This window comes from Variovorax sp. DXTD-1 (assembly GCF_003984625.1).
Classification (GTDB): domain Bacteria; phylum Pseudomonadota; class Gammaproteobacteria; order Burkholderiales; family Burkholderiaceae_C; genus Variovorax.
Genome location: NZ_RWKH01000032.1, coordinates 18146 through 33723, shown reverse-complemented (window position 1 = coordinate 33723; position 15578 = coordinate 18146). Strand labels below are relative to the sequence as shown.

General features: G+C 65.7%; 15 protein-coding genes. 8 read left to right on the top strand and 7 right to left on the bottom strand.

Going from position 1 to position 15578, the window contains the following annotated elements; all coding sequences use genetic code 11:
* Positions 1 to 2 precede the first annotated feature (2 nt).
* The 3 genes from EJI00_RS23470 to EJI00_RS23460 all read right to left on the bottom strand — a co-directional run bounded on the left by EJI00_RS23470 (position 3) and on the right by EJI00_RS23460 (position 3792).
* Complete coding sequence (locus EJI00_RS23470) at positions 3 to 1970, bottom strand: TRAP transporter large permease subunit (protein ID WP_126749881.1); 1968 nt, start codon at positions 1968 to 1970, stop codon at positions 3 to 5.
* Positions 1967 to 2587, bottom strand: a complete 621-nt coding sequence (locus tag EJI00_RS23465; RefSeq protein WP_126749880.1) for a TRAP transporter small permease subunit — start codon at positions 2585 to 2587, stop codon at positions 1967 to 1969. The genes EJI00_RS23470 and EJI00_RS23465 overlap by 4 nt, the downstream gene beginning before the upstream one ends.
* A gap of 89 nt (positions 2588 to 2676) precedes the next feature.
* Positions 2677 to 3792, bottom strand: coding sequence for a TRAP transporter substrate-binding protein (locus EJI00_RS23460; RefSeq protein WP_126749879.1), 1116 nt, complete (start codon positions 3790 to 3792; stop codon positions 2677 to 2679).
* Between the two features lie 219 nt (positions 3793 to 4011).
* Between EJI00_RS23460 and EJI00_RS23455 the strand changes: the two genes are divergently transcribed.
* Complete coding sequence (locus EJI00_RS23455; RefSeq protein ID WP_126749878.1) at positions 4012 to 4425, top strand: rhodanese-like domain-containing protein; 414 nt, start codon at positions 4012 to 4014, stop codon at positions 4423 to 4425.
* Positions 4426 to 4534: 109 nt separating this feature from the next.
* Here EJI00_RS23455 and lysM read toward each other — a convergent pair whose 3' ends face one another.
* A complete protein-coding gene (gene lysM, locus EJI00_RS23450; RefSeq protein ID WP_126749877.1) occupies positions 4535 to 4996 on the bottom strand; it encodes a peptidoglycan-binding protein LysM in 462 nt (153 codons plus the stop codon).
* Between the two features lie 126 nt (positions 4997 to 5122).
* On the opposite strand from lysM, the gene EJI00_RS23445 reads away from it, so the two are divergent.
* Positions 5123 to 5899 carry a type III pantothenate kinase gene (locus EJI00_RS23445; protein ID WP_126749876.1) on the top strand — a complete coding sequence of 259 codons (777 nt, stop codon included), beginning with the start codon at positions 5123 to 5125 and terminating at the stop codon, positions 5897 to 5899.
* A gap of 18 nt (positions 5900 to 5917) precedes the next feature.
* Here the strand turns inward: EJI00_RS23445 and EJI00_RS23440 are convergent, their stop codons facing one another.
* The 3 genes from EJI00_RS23440 to EJI00_RS23430 are packed head-to-tail and all read right to left on the bottom strand — an operon-like array spanning position 5918 to position 8999.
* Positions 5918 to 7255, bottom strand: coding sequence for a serine hydrolase domain-containing protein (locus EJI00_RS23440; protein ID WP_126749875.1), 1338 nt, complete (start codon positions 7253 to 7255; stop codon positions 5918 to 5920).
* A gap of 35 nt (positions 7256 to 7290) precedes the next feature.
* On the bottom strand, positions 7291 to 8115 hold the full coding sequence (locus EJI00_RS23435; protein WP_126749874.1) for a crotonase/enoyl-CoA hydratase family protein: 825 nt from the start codon (positions 8113 to 8115) through the stop codon (positions 7291 to 7293).
* 35 nt (positions 8116 to 8150) lie between these two features.
* Complete coding sequence (locus EJI00_RS23430; protein ID WP_126749873.1) at positions 8151 to 8999, bottom strand: 3-hydroxybutyryl-CoA dehydrogenase; 849 nt, start codon at positions 8997 to 8999, stop codon at positions 8151 to 8153.
* 184 nt (positions 9000 to 9183) lie between these two features.
* On the opposite strand from EJI00_RS23430, the gene purT reads away from it, so the two are divergent.
* The 6 genes from purT to EJI00_RS23400 all read left to right on the top strand — a co-directional run bounded on the left by purT (position 9184) and on the right by EJI00_RS23400 (position 15577).
* On the top strand, positions 9184 to 10386 hold the full coding sequence (gene purT / locus EJI00_RS23425) for a formate-dependent phosphoribosylglycinamide formyltransferase (protein WP_126749872.1): 1203 nt from the start codon (positions 9184 to 9186) through the stop codon (positions 10384 to 10386).
* A gap of 329 nt (positions 10387 to 10715) precedes the next feature.
* A complete protein-coding gene (locus EJI00_RS23420; protein ID WP_126749871.1) occupies positions 10716 to 11543 on the top strand; it encodes a helix-turn-helix domain-containing protein in 828 nt (275 codons plus the stop codon).
* A 20-nt stretch (positions 11544 to 11563) separates the two neighbouring features.
* Entirely contained in the window at positions 11564 to 12439 is an 876-nt protein-coding gene (locus tag EJI00_RS23415; RefSeq protein ID WP_126749870.1) for a branched-chain amino acid ABC transporter permease, read from the top strand.
* A 6-nt stretch (positions 12440 to 12445) separates the two neighbouring features.
* The gene (locus tag EJI00_RS23410) at positions 12446 to 13522 is read left to right on the top strand and encodes a branched-chain amino acid ABC transporter permease (protein ID WP_126749869.1); all 1077 of its coding nucleotides are present in this window, start codon (positions 12446 to 12448) and stop codon (positions 13520 to 13522) included.
* Positions 13519 to 14340 (top strand): ABC transporter ATP-binding protein, encoded by an 822-nt coding sequence (locus EJI00_RS23405; RefSeq protein ID WP_126749868.1) that lies wholly within the window; start codon positions 13519 to 13521, stop codon positions 14338 to 14340. The genes EJI00_RS23410 and EJI00_RS23405 overlap by 4 nt, the downstream gene beginning before the upstream one ends.
* 463 nt (positions 14341 to 14803) lie before the next feature.
* Positions 14804 to 15577 (top strand): ABC transporter ATP-binding protein, encoded by a 774-nt coding sequence (locus tag EJI00_RS23400; protein ID WP_126749867.1) that lies wholly within the window; start codon positions 14804 to 14806, stop codon positions 15575 to 15577.
* Position 15578: the final 1 nt, after the last annotated feature.

Sequence of the window (15578 nt, the reverse complement as noted above, 5' to 3'; positions counted from 1 at the left end):
GCTTACTTGTACAGCAGCTGCGGCAGCCAGAGCCCGATCTGCGGCCAGATGTACAGCAGCACGATGGCCAGCACCTGGATGCCCATGAAGGGCAGCATGCCCAGGAAGATCTGGTTCAGCGTCACGTGCGGGGGGCTCACGCCCTTCAGGTAGAACGCCGCCATGGCCACCGGGGGGCTCAGGAACGCCGTCTGCAGGTTCATTGCAACCAGCAGGCCGAAGAACAGCGGATCGACGCCGAAGTTGTCGAGCAGCGGAATGAAGATGGGCATGAAGATCACGATGATCTCGGTCCACTCCAGCGGCCAGCCCAGCAGGAAGATGATCACCTGGCTCAGCACCAGGAACTGCACCTTCGTGAGGTTCATGCCCAGCACCCACTCTTCCACCAGTGCCTGCCCGCCAAGCAGCGCGAACGCCGCCGAGAAGATGGCCGATCCCACGAAGAGCCAGCACACCATGGCCGAGGTCTTGGCCGTGAGAAACACCGATTCCTTCAGCACCGACAGGTTGAGCCGCCGGTAGGCCGCCGCCAGCAGCATGCCGCCGAGCGCACCCATGGCCGCCGCCTCGGTCGGCGTTGCCAGCCCCAGCACGATCGAGCCGAGCACCGACAGGATCAGCAGCACCAGTGGGAAGAACGAGGCCAGCAGCATCTTGAAGATCTCGAGCCGCGCAAAACTCAGGAACAGGTAGAACAGCGTGACCAACGCACCGAAGATGGCAAAGGTGACCCACCACCACGTGGGCGCGGGGCGCACCGATGCGCCTTCTGCCACGGGTGCATTGGCGGCCGGCGGTTGCGCCGGAGCCGCTTGGGCCGGCGCGGCAGATTCGGCGGATGCGCCCGGCGGTTCCGAAAGCGGGCCTGAAGAGGGCGCGTCCCCCGACAGCGGCTCCTGCAGCCCGCCCTCGGCCGGTGGTTCCTGCAGGCCTCCGGTGGAAGGCGGCTCCTGCAACCCGCCTGCGCTTTCGGTTTGGGCCGGATTGCCGCTGCGCGTGGCGCCGATCTCCTCGATCTCGTAGCGCGCCTGCGCCTCGACGGTGGTCACGGCCTTGTAGCTGAAGCCGGCGAGCAGCAGAAAGATCACGCCGGGCATGGCAACGATGCCGAGCTGCCGCAGCACGTGCGAGAAAGGCACGTCCGCATTGCGCCGGCCTTTCAGCAGGGCGACCACCGCGTGCGCGGCGGGGCTGTCCGCCAGCCGCTGCGAGAGCGGGGTGAGCGGCACCGCGCGTTCCGCCTGCGACAGCGGCGGTGCCCATTGCGGCTTGAGCCGCGCGATGATGATCACGTACAGCACATAGAGCGAAGCGAGCATCAGTCCCGGAAAGAAGGCTCCCGCATACAGCTGCACCACCGAGACGCCCGCCGTGGCGCCATAGACGATCAGCAGCACCGAAGGCGGAATCAGGATGCCGAGGCAGCCGCCTGCCGTGATGGCGCCCGCCGCCAGCGGCACGCTGTAGCCCGCGCGCAGCATGGCCGGCAGCGCCAGCAGGCCCATCAGCGTGACCACCGCGCCCACGATGCCCGTGGCGGTGGCAAAGATGGTGCAGGTGACCAGCGTGGCCACGGCCAGTGCGCCCGGCAGCCGCGCGAGAGCCAGGTGCAGGCTCTTGAACAGCGACTCGATGAGGTTCGCGCGCTCCACCAGGTAGCCCATGAAGACGAACAGCGGCACCGCAATGAGCACGTCGTTGGCCATGGTCTTGTAGGCGGCCTGCACCATCAAATCGAGCGTGCGGTGCCAGTCGCGGTCGTAGGCCAGCCAGGTGAAGAGCATGCCCATGCCCATCAGCGTGAAAGCCGTGGGAAAGCCCAGCATGATGGCCACCACCACCAGCGAGAGCATCAAGAGGCCCAGGTGGCCGTTGGTGATGGTGTCGGCGCTCACCAGCACCGCGGCCGCGCCGATCACGATCAGCGCCATGAACGAGAGGCCGAACCAGAGTTCGCGGCGGATCATCGCGCGGCCTCCTTGGAAACCACCACGCGGTCGAGCGCGGCAATGTCTTCGTCCTTGACGTTGACCATTTCCTTGAGCTTCTCGACGTCGACCTCTTCCACGTCCTGCTCGCGTGAGGGCCACGCACCGCTCTGGATGCATTGCACGCAGCGGATGATCTCGACCACGCCCTGCAGCAGCAGCGTGAAGCCGGCGAGCGGAATGATGTACTTGAAGGGGTACAGCGGTAGCGGCTCGGCCGAGAAGGTCTGCTCGCGGATGGCGAGCGATTCGCCCGCGTAGATCCAGCCGGCCCAGGTCAGCGCGACGATGCCGGGCAGGAAGAAGATGATGTAGAGCACCAGGTCGACCAGCGCCTGCGTGCGGGGGCGGAAGAAGCCGTAGAGCACGTCGCCGCGCACGTGGCCGTTCTTGGAGAGCGTGTACGCGCCGGCCGTCATGAACATGGCGCCGTACAGCATGATCTGCGCGTCGAGCACCCATGCGTGCGGGTGGTTCAGCACATAGCGCGAAAACACCTCCCAGCTGATGAGCAGCGTGAGCAGCAGCGCGCACCACGCGAAGGTCTTGCCGATCCAGGTCGAGAAACGATCGACGGCCAACAGGAAAGATTGCATCGAAAAGAACTCCTCGCTGCGGCCGGCGCAGCATGGGCGGGCATGAAAAGAGGGCACCCGCCGGGTGCCCTCGCATCACCGGATCGGCGTCAGGACTTCTTGGCCTTCGCGCCGAAGTAATGGTTGTAGGCCATCTTGAAATCGACCGTGTAGTCGTTCTGCCACTGGCCGGCGCGCTCGGCGAAGGCCATCTGCGAGTCGAGCACCTTCTTGAACATCGGGTTCTCGGCGGCCTTCTTGGCAATGGTCTTGTCCCACGACGCAAGCTGTGCGCGCAAGATCGCATCGGGCGTCTTGTAGAACTTGATGCCGGCCTTCTTCAGCTCGATGTAGTCCTGCGAATTGCGCTGGATGGCCTTCCAGCTCATGTCGGCGCTGGACGCCTGCACCGCATAGTCGATGATCGACTTGAGCTCGGCCGGCAGCGCCGCAAGCTTGGTCTTGTTGAAAAGAATCTCGAACTGCTCGCCCGACTGGTGAAAGCTCTGCAGCATGCAGTTCTTCGCCACGTCCGGGAAGCCCAGCACGCGGTCGCTCGAGGCGTTGTTGAACTCGGCAGCATCGATGAGGCCGCGGTCCAGCGCCGGCACGATCTCCCCACCCGGCAGCGGGTTCACGGCCGTGCCCATGTCGGTGAACACGTCGACCGCCAGCCCCACGGTGCGGAACTTCAGCCCCTTCATGTCTTCGACGCGAGCCACCGGCTTCTTGAACCAGCCCAGCGGCTGCGTGGGCATGGGGCCGTAGAGGTAGGACACCACGTCCAGGTTCAGGCTCTTGTAGATTTCCTCGATCAGCGCCTTGCCGCCGCCGTAGTTGTGCCAGGCCAGCACCATGTTGGCGTCCATGCCGTAGCCGGGGCCCGACCCCCAGAGCGCGAGCGCCGAGTTCTTGCCGTACCAGTAGGCCACCACGCCATGGCCGCCGTCGAGCGTGCCCTTGGCAACCGCGTCGAGCAGCTGGAACGCCGGCACCACGGAGCCGGCCGGCAGCACTTCGATCTTCAGGCGGCTGCCCGCCATGTCGTTGACCTTCTTGGCAAAGTCTTGCGCGTATTCATGGAAGATGTCCTTGGCCGGCCAGGTGCTCTGGAAGCGCAGCGACGTGGTCTGCGCCATGCTGACCATGGGCGCCGACATGGCGCCCGCAGCCACGGCCGCGCCCTTGAGAAGGCTGCGGCGGCGGGGTGATTTGCTCTCTGTCATGTTGTCTCTCTCCATACAAGTTCTGACCGAAAAACCCTGCCCACCTTCTTGGCGCTATGTTCGGCAGGCCCGACACGCATCTTTGGCGCGCGGGAATATGCGACAAACAGGGTTTTCACGAACTGGTGAAAAATTCCATCATCCGGCGGGGCTTCGGGGGCGGCGCAAAGGCGCTGTTTTCTGTGTAAAGAGCCCCGTCCATCAAAAGGACTCGAAGACATGACTGAACCCGTTGGGGAAAAGGGCTATGCCGGCGACGTGACGCCCGAGCAGGCCGCACAGTGGATGGCAAGCGGCGAGGCCGTATTGGTCGACGTGCGCAGCGACGCCGAGCGCGAGTGGGTCGGCTACGTACCCGGCGCCGTGCCGCTGGCCTGGAAACAATGGCCGGGCATGACGCTCAACCCGGCCTTCGACGGCGGCATCAGAGCCGCGGGCGAAGACGGCAAGAAGAAGCTGGTGCTGCTGTGCCGCAGCGGTGTGCGCTCCATCGCGGCCGCCAGGCGCGCCGCCGAGCTGGGCCTGGAGGCGTACAACATCCTCGAAGGCTTTGAAGGCAACCCGGACGACAACGGGCACCGCGGGGTGCTTGGCGGCTGGCGCAAGCGCGGGTTGCCCTGGAAGCAGAACTAGGGTTCACCATCAGCGTTTCCCGTTGGCCGGTGCACACGCCCTGAACAACAGCAAAAAGCAAAAGGCCCACCGTCTCCAGTGGGCCTTTCCATTGGTGAGCTGAATCAGCTCAAAGCGCCGGAATCCGCAGCTTCTGCCCCGGATAGATCTTGTCCGGATGGCTCAACATCGGCTTGTTGGCCTCGAAGATCGCGTTGTACTTGTTGGCATCGCCGTAGTACTTCTTCGAAATAGCCGAGAGCGTGTCGCCCTTCACCACATCGTGGTACTGCGCGGGCGCTGCCGCCGGTGCAACCAGGTTGTTGTCGACGCTCGTCACATTGGCGACGTTGCCCGCCGCAAGCCCGGCCTTTTCGCTCGCTTCCTGCGAAGGTGCCTGGCCGGCCAGCGTGACGACGCCCGTCGCGGCCGTGTAGGTCACTTCCAGGCCCGTGAGACCGAGATTTTGCGTCTCGATATAGGTCTTGATGGCAGCCGCAGCCTTGGTGTTCGCGTCCGGCTCGGCAGCCTGGGCCGATGAACCGCCGAACAGCTTTTCTCCTGCTTCCTTGATGAAACTCAGCAAACCCATGGGGTACTCCTTCTGCCGTGGTTGTTGGGAATCGCGACTGTAACGGCGGCAAGTGACCATGGCGCGTAGTCCCTTGCCGCAAGTTCAAGCGGCGGTAAGCGACATAAAGTCGCAATAATCCCGACCATGGCTTCCCCCTTCCTTGCGATCGACATCGGCAACACCCGCCTCAAATGGGCTCTCTACGATGGCGCGCATCCGGGAGCCGCGCTGCAGGCGCACGGTGCCGAGTTTCTCGACCACATCGAGCGGCTCGCCGAAGGCCCCTGGGCCGACCTGCCCGCGCCCGGTGCCATGCTGGGCTGCGTGGTAGCGGGCGATGCGGTGCGCCGCCGCGCCGAGGAACAGATCGAGGAGCGCTTCGAATGCGCCCCGCGCTGGGTCGTGGCGAGCGCAGCCGAAGCCGGCATCGTCAACGGCTACGACCATCCGACGCGACTGGGCGCCGACCGTTGGGTGGCGATGATCGGCGCGCGCCACCGCATGCTGGGCACGGGGCCCGCGCGGCCGATGGTGGTGGTGATGATCGGCACGGCCGTCACGGTGGAGGCCATCGACGCGAGCGGCAAGTTTTTGGGCGGGTTGATCCTGCCGGGCCACGGCATCATGCTGCGCGCGCTCGAATCGGGCACGGCCGGGCTGCACGTGCCCACGGGTGAGGTGCGCGAATTTCCCACCAACACCAGCGACGCGCTCACCAGCGGCGGCACCTACGCCATTGCCGGTGCGGTGGAGCGCATGGTGCAGCACGTGCGCTCGCACTGCGGCGCCGAGCCGGCCTGCTACATGACCGGCGGCGCGGGCTGGAAGATGGCGCCCGTCATGAACGGTGACTTCGAACTCGTCGAAAGCCTCATCATGGACGGCCTGCTGGTGATTGCCAGCGAGCGGGACGGCGGCTGAGCCCTTTTCCCAAAGAACTCAGGGCCGCATCAACGCCTCGGCCACCGCGTGGAACGCGGGCAGCGTGAGCGGGTCGTTCCCCGCATTGGCCGCCACCGGGTGCGCAGCGTAGCGCACGATCACCATCTCGGCCTTCGGATCGACATAGATGCTCTGCCCGTGGATGCCGCGCGCCATGTAGGCGCCGTGCGGGTTGTTCGTCACCCACCACATGTTGCGATATGACCAGCCCGGCAGCAGCGCGTAGCCGGCCTTGGCGAACCTGGCCGTGTCGCCGCCGCGCTGGATGTCTTCGATTACGGCTTTCGGAATGGCCTGCTGCCCGTTGGTCGCACGGCCTCCGTTGCGCATGGTCTCGCCGAAGCGCGCCAGGTCGCGCAGCACGGTGTTGAGCCCGCCGCCGCCCGATTCGGTGCCGATGCGATCGACCATGAAATAGGCGTCCTGCTCCGCGCCGATGCGGCGCCAGATCTTTTCGCTCAGCAGGTCGGCGAGCGGCTGGTTGCTCACGCGGCGCAGGATCCAGGCGAGCACTTCGGCGTTGACTGTCTTGTAGGCAAACGCGGCGTCGTGCGCGCCTTCCTTCTGCAGCGTGGCGAGGAATTCGTAGAACGACTTCGGGCCTGTGTAGTTCGGGCCTTGGGTCAGCATGCCGCCGGCGCGCGCATAGTCCCAGACCTCGGCTTTCGGGTCTGCGTAGTTCTCGGAGTAGCGCACGCCGATGGTCATGTCCATCACCTGGCGCACCGTGGCGTCGCCGTACGCCGTGTCCTTCAGTTCAGGCAGGTATTTGGTGACGGGTGCCGCAGGGTCGAGCTTGCCTTCGTCCGCGAGGATGGCCGCCAGCGTGCCGACGAAGGACTTGGTGATCGACATCGCGATGTGCGGCCGCTCGGGCGTGAGCGCGCCGAAATATTTCTCGTAGACCACTCGGCCGCGATGCATCACCAGGATGCCGTCGGTGTAGGTGCGCGGAATCATCTGCGCGAAGGTCACGGCCTCGCCGGTACTCCCCAGGGGCTTGAACGTGACGGCTTCGATGTCGGTGCGCGGCGCCGCCGGCAACGGGCTGGCCGCGCCGCTGCCGCGCCACACGTTGGCGGTGGGCACTGTTTCGCGCACGTGCGAAAAGCTCCAGCGCGTGCGCGGAAACACGCCGCCGGCCGGGTTGTCGAACGTAATCAGCTTGTCGGCCGGGGGCGGAAAGCCCTTCATCCAGCCCATGGCCTCGACCGAGGTGGCCGCGGGATCGGGAGGCGCGGCGGGCGCGGGCGTCTGGGCGTTCGAAGAGGTGTTCACGGCAATCAGTGTGAAGGCGGCGACGAGCGCCGTGCGTTGGAAGAAGGACATGGGCATGGTGGCTCCGGGGCGGTTCATCTTCAATTTGCTCGTCAACGGCCGCTGAAGCGCGCGGGCCGGCGCTCGACGAACGAACGCACGCCTTCAGCCGCGTCTTCGCTGTTCGACAGTCGCTTCTGCGTTTCGATGAATTCCGATACGGCGGCGAGCGGCCCTTGCTCGACAGCCTTGATCACATTGAGCCGGGTGGCCACCACCGCCAGCGGCGCTTGCGCCGCGATGCGCTGCGCAATGGCCAGCGCCGTGTCGAGCTCCTGCCCGGCCGGCACCACCTTCTGCACGAAGTTGAGGCGATAGGCCTCGGCACTGTCGAACTCGTCGGCCGTGAGCAGGTGCAGCATCGCGTTGCCCATGCCCGCGCGCTCGGCCATGCGCAGCGTGGCGCCGCCCGTGGCCATGATGCCGCGCTGAACTTCCATCTGCGAGAAGCGGCAGTTGTCGGCCGCCACCACGATGTCGGCGCCCAGCATCAGCTCGATGCCCACCGTGAAGCAGATGCCCTTCACCGCCACCACCATCGGCTTGGTACGGCGGCGGTAGCCGGGCAGGCCGAAGTCGTGCGGCTCCACCAGCCCGGCGGGGATCGCCTTTTCGCCGCGTTTCATGTATTCGGTGACCGCCGGCAGGTCCAGGCCCGCTGTGAAGTGATCGCCGAAGGCATGCAGCACGCCCACGCGCAGGTCCGGGTCGTCGTCCAGCCGGGTGTAGGCCTCGGCCAGCTGCCTGAACATCGGCGGCGTCCAGCCGTTGCGCTTGGCGGGGCGGTTGATGCCGATCAGCAGCACATGGTCGATGACCTGCGTGTCGATGCAGCCGTCGGCGGGTGGGGTGGTCGGAGTGATGGGCGTGGCGGTCATGTGCTTGTCTCCTTGTTTTTTTATTCTTGCTGCGCTCAGTAGGTGTACACGCCGCGCCCGGTCTTGCGCCCGAGCTGGCCGGCCGCGACCATCTCCTTCAGCAGCGGGCAGGGGCGGTACTTGGAATCGCCGAACTGCTCCAGGTAGACCTCCATCACGGCCAGGCACACATCCAGGCCGATCATGTCCGCCAGCGCCAGCGGGCCGATCGGCTGGTTGCAGCCCAGCTTCATGCCGGCGTCGATGTCTTCGGCCGTGGCGATGCCTTCGGACAGCACGAAGAAGGCCTCGTTGATCATCGGCACCAGGATGCGGTTGACCACGAAGCCCGGCGCATTCTTCACCGTGATGGGCGACTTGCCCAGCTTCTCGGCCAGCGCCTTCACGGCGTCATGCGTGGCGTCGCTCGTAAGGTAGCCGCGGATCAGCTCTACCAGGGCCATCATCGGCACCGGGTTGAAGAAGTGCATGCCAATGAAGCGGTCGGCGCGCGAAGTGGCGGCCGCCAGTTGCGTGATCGAGATCGACGAGGTGTTCGACGCGATGATCACCTCGGGTGCCAGAAGCTCGTCGACCTGCTTCAGGATCTTGAGCTTGAGCGCGTGGTTCTCGGTGGCGGCTTCGATCACGAGCTGCGCGCTCTTCAGGTCGTCATAGTTGGTCGAGCCCTTGATGAGGGCGAGTGCCGCGGTCTTCTGCTCGGCCGTGAGCTTTTCTTTCTTGATCAGGCGGTCGAGGCTGCCCGAGACGGTGGCCAGGCCCTTGTCGACCGCCGCCTGGGCGATGTCGACCATCACCACATTGACGCCGGCCACCGCGCAGGCCTGCGCAATGCCATTGCCCATCGTTCCGGCGCCGATGATGCCGACGGTCTGGATCGTCATGAGAAAACTCCTTGAATAAAGAAAAAACGGGATAAGGGGCGCGTGGCGCGAAGGGCTGCCACGCTGCAGGAGATCGATTGTGAAGCAGCCCCGCCAGGCCGCTGTTGCCGCGAGTGACACGGCCGCCATCGGGTGGCTTACAGTGCGGCGATCGCTTTTTTCCTTTCTCTTTTTCGACCCGACCATGACCACCCTCGGCACCCCTCTTTCCCCCTCCGCCACCCGCGTGATGCTGCTCGGCTCCGGCGAGCTCGGCAAGGAGGTGCTGATCGCCCTGCAGCGCCTCGGCGTCGAGACCATTGCGGTCGACCGCTACGAGAACGCGCCCGGCCAGCAGGTGGCGCACCATGCGCGCACCATCACCATGAGCGACCCGGAGCAGCTCAAGGCGCTGATCGAGGCCGAGAAGCCCACCCTCGTGGTGCCCGAGATCGAGGCCATTGCCACGCCGATGCTCCAGCAGCTCGAAGACGCGGGCGTGGTGCGCGTGATTCCCACCGCCCGCGCCACCCGCCTCACGATGGACCGCGAGGGCATCCGCCGGCTGGCCGCCGAGACGCTGGGCGTGCCGACCAGCCCCTACAAGTTCTGCGACTCGCTGGCCGAACTGCAGGCGGCCATCGACGCAGGAATTGGCTACCCCTGCATCGTCAAGCCCGTGATGAGCAGCTCCGGCAAGGGCCAGAGCAAGATCGACGGCCCGGCCGACGTGCAGAAGGCCTGGGACTACGCCATGGCCGGCGGCCGCGTGAGCCACGGCCGCGTCATCGTCGAAGGCTTTATCGACTTCGACTACGAGATCACGCTGCTCACCGTTCACGCCAGGGACGCAGCCGGTGCGGTGCAGACGCAGTTCTGCGAACCCATCGGCCATGTGCAGGTGAGCGGCGACTATGTGGAAAGCTGGCAGCCCCACCCCATGGCGCCTGCCGCATTGCAAAAGGCGCAGCAGATTGCGCAGGCCGTGACGGCCGACCTCGGCGGCCAGGGCTTGTTCGGCGTGGAGCTGTTCGTGAAGGGCGACGAGGTCTGGTTCAGCGAAGTGAGCCCGCGCCCGCACGACACCGGCATGGTGACGATGGCCACGCAATGGCAGAACGAGTTCGAGCTGCATGCGCGCGCGATCCTCGGCCTGCCCGTGGACACGTCGCTCAAGAGCCCGGGTGCCAGCGCGGTGATCTACGGCGGTGTCGATGCGACCGGCATTGCGTTCGACGGCGTGGCCGAGGCGCTGCAGGTGCCCGGCAGCGACATCCGGCTGTTCGGCAAGCCCGAGAGCTTTGCCAAGCGCCGCATGGGCGTGGCCCTCGCGCATGCGGGCGATGTGGGCACCGCGCGCGTCAACGCGAAGGAAGCCGCCTCGCGCGTGAAGCCGCGCAAGGCCTGAGCGGCCCGCGCAGGCAGGCAAGCACAGCCAGTTTTCGCAAGCCGGGCCGGAGGCTCGAAGGCATCGTGCGCAGGAGACCGGGCGAACACCGCCCGGCCCACCGGAGACACCATGCCGCACCCCCAGGCCCGCGCCCTGTTCGAAGGCGCCCAGCGCACTGCCGCGCAAGCCGACGCATTGGCGAACGCCGGGACGCGCCGGGCGTTTGCATGAGCCTAGGGAAAGTCCCCGCGCAAATGCATGCCGCGCAGCAGGCCCTCGCCGCTACGATCCTGCCAACGCAGCGCCGGCCATCGGCCGGCAGCGGCCCGATGCAGGAGACAGACAGCATGCAGCGATCGAACACGACGTTGCCAGGCAGCGGCGCCGGGCAGCGCGGAGAGCGCCTGATGTGGCTCACGCACCAGCGCGTGTTCTATGCAGGGCTGCTCGGGGCCGCAGCCGAACGCACCATGGGCGGGTACGGCGTGTATGTGTCGCCCGCCGGCGCACCGCCCAACCGCCTGCGCATCGGCGGCGGCGCATGGCAAACGGGCGAGCTGTTCGTGGTGCCGCCGCAGGTGCCGCACCGCGTTGAAAGCGCACACCCGCTCATCTTCAATCTGCTGATCGAATCGGAGTCGGTCGACCCTGCGCGCCTGCCTGGTTACCTGCAGCACTGCGGCCCGGTCGATGCGCCCGCGTTCGTTCAGCGCATGCGCGGTGCGCACACCCATCTTCTTGCGCTTTCGGGGCGCCAGAGCTTCGAAGGGCTGGAGTTCGATCGCCTGTTCTTCGGCGAGGCGCTCGCGCCGCGCGCACTCGACCCGCGCATCCGCAAGGTCATCGATGCCATCAACGCCGACCCGGCCGCGCCCACTTCGGCCGAAGGCTGCGCGGCTTCGGTGCACCTGTCTTTCTCGCGCTTCCTGCATTTGTTCAAGCAGGAGACGGGCACCGCGTTTCGCGCCTTCCGCGCCTGGAAGCGCGCGCGAAGCCTGTTGCGCTACGTGCGCCAGACCAGCACGCTGACCGACATCGCGCTGGACACCGGCTACCCGGATTCGACGCACTTCAGCCATTCGATCCGCCAGGTCTACGGGCTCAAGCCGAGCGACATCGTCGCCGGCTCGCGCCGTCTTGCGCTGCACGATGCCGCCGGTGGCTACAGGCAGTAGCGCGCAAAAGAAGAGGCCGCATGCAAATACTCCAGCTCCTGCTGTCGGGCATTGCGCAAGGCTGCATCTATGGGCTGATCGCGCTGGGTTTCGTGCTGATCTACAAGGCCACCGAGACCGTGAGCTTTGCGCAGGGCGACCTGATGATGCTCGGCGCTTTCGGTGCCTTTGCCGGCATGTCGCTGTTCGGCATGCCGTTCTGGCTTGCGGCCGTGCTGGCGCTGGTGGCCATGGCGGCTTTCGGCGTGCTGCTGGAGATGGTGGTGATTCGTCCCATCCTCGGGCAGCCGCAGTTCTCCATCGTGATGCTGACCATCGGCATTGCGTACGTGGCGCGCGGGCTCATCACCATGGTGCCGGGCATTGGCACCGACACCCACACGCTGGCCGTTCCGTACAAGGACCAGATCTGGAAGGTGGGGGAGCTGGTGGTCAACCTGGAGCAGCTCGCCATCATCATTGCCACCGCCATCCTCTGCGGGCTGCTGTTTGCGATGTTCCGCTACAGCAAGCTCGGCATTGCCATGCAGGCCTCTTCGCAGAACCAGCTCGCGGCCTACTACATGGGCATTCCGGTGAAGCGGCTCAACGGGTTGGTGTGGGGCCTGGCGGCGGCCGTGGCGGCCATTGCCGGCATGCTGCTCGCGCCCATTACCTTCGTGCACGCGAACATGGGCTTCATCGGGCTCAAGGCTTTTCCGGCCGCGGTGGTGGGCGGGTTCGGCAGCCTGCCGGGCGCCATCGTCGGCGGGTTGGTGATCGGCATCGTCGAATCGTTCGCGGGTTTCTATCTGCCGGACGGCTTCAAGGACACGGCGCCGTACATCGTGGTGCTGCTGATGCTCATGATCAAGCCCAACGGGCTGTTCGGCGAGAAGCTGCGCAAGAAGGTGTAGCTGGACATGCGCTTCATCTTCAAGACCAGCTACGACCAGGACATCCGCCTTGCGCGGCACGGCGGCCATGTGTTCTGGTACGGCCTGCTGGTCGCTTTCCTCATCGTTGCGCCGTGGGCCATCGACGAGTACTGGCTCGCGCAGCTGACCTTCGTGCTGATCTACGGCATCGTCGGATTGGGCTTGATGCTGCTCGCGGGTTTCACAGGGCAGTTTTCCATCGGGCATGCGGCCTTTCTCGGGGCGGGTGCGTACACGCAAGGCGTGCTGACCAACATGGGCGTGCCGTTTCCGATTGCGCTGCTCGCGGCCGCGGCGCTTTCGGCGGCGGTGGGCGTGGTGGTGGCCTTGCCGGCGTTGCGGGTGAAGGGCATCTACCTTGGTATCGCGACGCTGTCGTTCGGCTTCATCGTCGAGGAAGTGTTCGCGCGCTGGGAGAGCGTGACGGGCGGCAACGCGGGGCTGCATGTGAAGTCGCCGCAGCTCTTCGGCTGGTCGCTCGGGTCGGGCAACGGCTTCTACTTCCTGTGCCTGGTGGTGGCGGTGCTCAGCACGCTGGGCATCCTGAATCTGCTGCGCTCACCGACAGGGCGCGCGTTCGTCGCGATTCGCGATTCGGAAATTTCGGCGCAGAGCATGGGCATTCACCTGGCGCGCTACAAGACGATGTCGTTCGCGATCTCGGCCGCGCTAGCGGGGCTGGGCGGTGCGCTGTATGCGCACAAGCTCAGCTTCATTTCGCCGGACCAGTTCAACATCCTGCAGTCCATCGACCTGCTGCTGATGGTGGTGATCGGCGGACTCGGCTCGGTGCACGGTGCGTTCCTGGGAGCGATCTTCCTGATTGCAATGCCGCAGCTGATCTCGATGGGCAAGGACTGGCTTCCGGCTGTGATCGGTCAGGCGCCGGGGCTGCAGGGGCTGGTGTACGGCCTGGTGCTGATCGCGTTTGTGCTGTTCGAGCCGCTGGGGCTGTATGGCCGGTGGCTGAAGATCCGCACCTGGCTGCAGCTCTTTCCGTTCTACCGCCGGGGTTTGTTCAAGCGGCAGAAGTCGTTCACCAAGTCGGACCGGCTGAGATGAGCAGCGCGGACGTCCTTCTTTCTGCCAAGGACCTGAGCGTGCGCTTCGGCGGCGTGCTGGCGGTCAACAAGGTGAGCTTCGATGTGCGGCGCGGCGAGGTGTTCACGCTGATCGGCCCCAACGGCGCGGGCAAGACGACGGTGTTCAACCTGATCAGCCGCATCTACACGCCGACCGTGGGCGAGATCACATGGCATGGCGAGGCCTCGGGCTCGCTCGCGTTGACGCAGCAGGCACCGCACGCGATTGCGGCATTGGGCATTGCGCGCACTTTCCAGAACATCGAACTCTTCGAGCACGCGACGGTCTTGCATAACCTGCTGATCGGCCGCCACACGCATCGGCAGACGGGGTTCTGGAGCGAGATATTCTTTACGCCGGCCACGCGGCGTGCCGAGATTCAGGCGCGCGAGAAGGCGGAGCAGGTGATCGACCTGCTCGACCTGCAGCATTACCGCGATTCGATGGTCGCCGGCTTGCCTTACGGCGTGCGCAAGGTGGTGGAGCTGGCGCGCGCGCTGTGCACCGAGCCGAAACTGCTGTTGCTCGATGAGCCTTCTTCAGGGCTCAACGTCGAAGAGACGGCTGACATGGCGTTCTGGATTCAGGACATTCAGCATGAACTGGGTGTGTCTGTGCTGATGGTGGAGCACGACATGTCTTTGGTCTCGAAGGTCTCGGACCGTGTGCTTGCCATGAACATGGGCGAGGTGTTGGCGACCGGCACGCCGCGTGAGGTGCAGGCTGATTCGCGCGTTGTCGAAGCCTATCTTGGGACTGTGGATGATGTGAGCAGCTTGAGGAGGGTGGCGGCGTGAATGTCCTGTTCGCTGCTTCGTTGGAGACGCCCGGTATGCGGTACGGCGCGGACGCCCCCACTACGCCGGCCCTCCGGGCTCCCTTCCGGTGCTCGCTTTCCGCGGGGTCTCGCCCAAACTCGCTTCGCTCAAACAAGGGCGAGCCCTTATCCGCGGAAAACTGCGCTCCTCAGCGGCGCAGAGGGGGCGCCCACCCCGCACCGCACACCGGGCTCGAGCGGAGGAGGAACCGCCCTGAGCGTGCCCACGGCGTTGGGGCCCCTGCCCCGGGCGGGCCGTTGAGGCGCCGCCGAGCAGCGGAGCGACAGGCGGATCAGGGCTCGCAGCTGTTTGAGCGAAGCGAGTTCTGCGAGACCCCGCCTGTCGTGAGCAGCACAGGGCAGCCCGAAGGGCCGGTGACGTCGGCCCGACGGGGGCAGGGGCCCCAACGCCGTTCCCCGCCCGAAGCACGAGGGGCAACGCCATGACCGACGTCGTCCTCCAGCTGCTCAACGTGGAAAGCGCTTACGGCCCCATCAAGGCAATCCGTGGCGTAAGCCTGAAAGTCAGGCAGGGCGAAATAGTGACCGTCCTGGGATCGAACGGCGCCGGCAAGACAACCATCCTGAAGACGATCTCCGGAATCATCGACCCGAGAAAGGGCAGCATCGAATTCCAGGGCAAGGACATCACCGCCAAGGATCCGGCCTACATCGTGCAGCAAGGCCTGAGTCACGTGCCCGAAGGCCGCGAGGTGTTTCCGCTGCTTTCGGTGAAAGACAACCTGCTGATGGGCGCCTACACCCGTAAGGACCGCGACGGCGTGGCGCGGGACATGGAGAGCGTCTACAGCTACTTTCCCATTTTGCGAGAACGCGCCACGCAGGACGCCGGCCTGCTCTCGGGTGGCCAGCAGCAGATGCTCGCCATTTCGCGCGCCATCATGGCGGCGCCGCATCTCATCTTGCTCGACGAGCCCAGCCTTGGCCTCAGCCCCAAGCTGACGAAGGAGATCTTCGAGATCGTCGTGCGTATCAACCGCGAGCGCGGCACCACCATCTTGCTGGTGGAGCAGAACGCCAACATGGCGCTCAACGCCTCGGACCACGGCTACGTGCTCGAGAACGGCCGCATCGTCATGGAAGACACCTGCGAGCGCCTGCGCGAGAAGGAGGACATCAAGGAGTTTTACCTCGGCGTCAAGGACGAGGGCGTGCGCGGCGAGCGGCGCTGGAAAAAGAAGAAGACCTGGAGATGAG

What these genes read in the sequence shown, in the direction of transcription:
- EJI00_RS23465 (WP_126749880.1), bottom strand. Translation starts at nt 2,587, where the DNA reads ATGCAATCTTTCCTGTTGGCCGTCGATCGTTTCTCGACCTGGATCGGC.
- EJI00_RS23440 (WP_126749875.1), bottom strand. Translation starts at nt 7,255, where the DNA reads ATGCCCATGTCCTTCTTCCAACGCACGGCGCTCGTCGCCGCCTTCACA.
- EJI00_RS23460 (WP_126749879.1), bottom strand. Translation starts at nt 3,792, where the DNA reads ATGACAGAGAGCAAATCACCCCGCCGCCGCAGCCTTCTCAAGGGCGCG.
- EJI00_RS23400 (WP_126749867.1), top strand. Translation starts at nt 14,804, where the DNA reads ATGACCGACGTCGTCCTCCAGCTGCTCAACGTGGAAAGCGCTTACGGC.
- EJI00_RS23430 (WP_126749873.1), bottom strand. Translation starts at nt 8,999, where the DNA reads ATGACGATCCAGACCGTCGGCATCATCGGCGCCGGAACGATGGGCAAT.
- purT (WP_126749872.1), top strand. Translation starts at nt 9,184, where the DNA reads ATGACCACCCTCGGCACCCCTCTTTCCCCCTCCGCCACCCGCGTGATG.
- EJI00_RS23470 (WP_126749881.1), bottom strand. Translation starts at nt 1,970, where the DNA reads ATGATCCGCCGCGAACTCTGGTTCGGCCTCTCGTTCATGGCGCTGATC.
- EJI00_RS23435 (WP_126749874.1), bottom strand. Translation starts at nt 8,115, where the DNA reads ATGACCGCCACGCCCATCACTCCGACCACCCCACCCGCCGACGGCTGC.
- lysM (WP_126749877.1), bottom strand. Translation starts at nt 4,996, where the DNA reads ATGGGTTTGCTGAGTTTCATCAAGGAAGCAGGAGAAAAGCTGTTCGGC.
- EJI00_RS23455 (WP_126749878.1), top strand. Translation starts at nt 4,012, where the DNA reads ATGACTGAACCCGTTGGGGAAAAGGGCTATGCCGGCGACGTGACGCCC.
- EJI00_RS23415 (WP_126749870.1), top strand. Translation starts at nt 11,564, where the DNA reads ATGCAAATACTCCAGCTCCTGCTGTCGGGCATTGCGCAAGGCTGCATC.
- EJI00_RS23405 (WP_126749868.1), top strand. Translation starts at nt 13,519, where the DNA reads ATGAGCAGCGCGGACGTCCTTCTTTCTGCCAAGGACCTGAGCGTGCGC.
- EJI00_RS23445 (WP_126749876.1), top strand. Translation starts at nt 5,123, where the DNA reads ATGGCTTCCCCCTTCCTTGCGATCGACATCGGCAACACCCGCCTCAAA.
- EJI00_RS23420 (WP_126749871.1), top strand. Translation starts at nt 10,716, where the DNA reads ATGCAGCGATCGAACACGACGTTGCCAGGCAGCGGCGCCGGGCAGCGC.
- EJI00_RS23410 (WP_126749869.1), top strand. Translation starts at nt 12,446, where the DNA reads ATGCGCTTCATCTTCAAGACCAGCTACGACCAGGACATCCGCCTTGCG.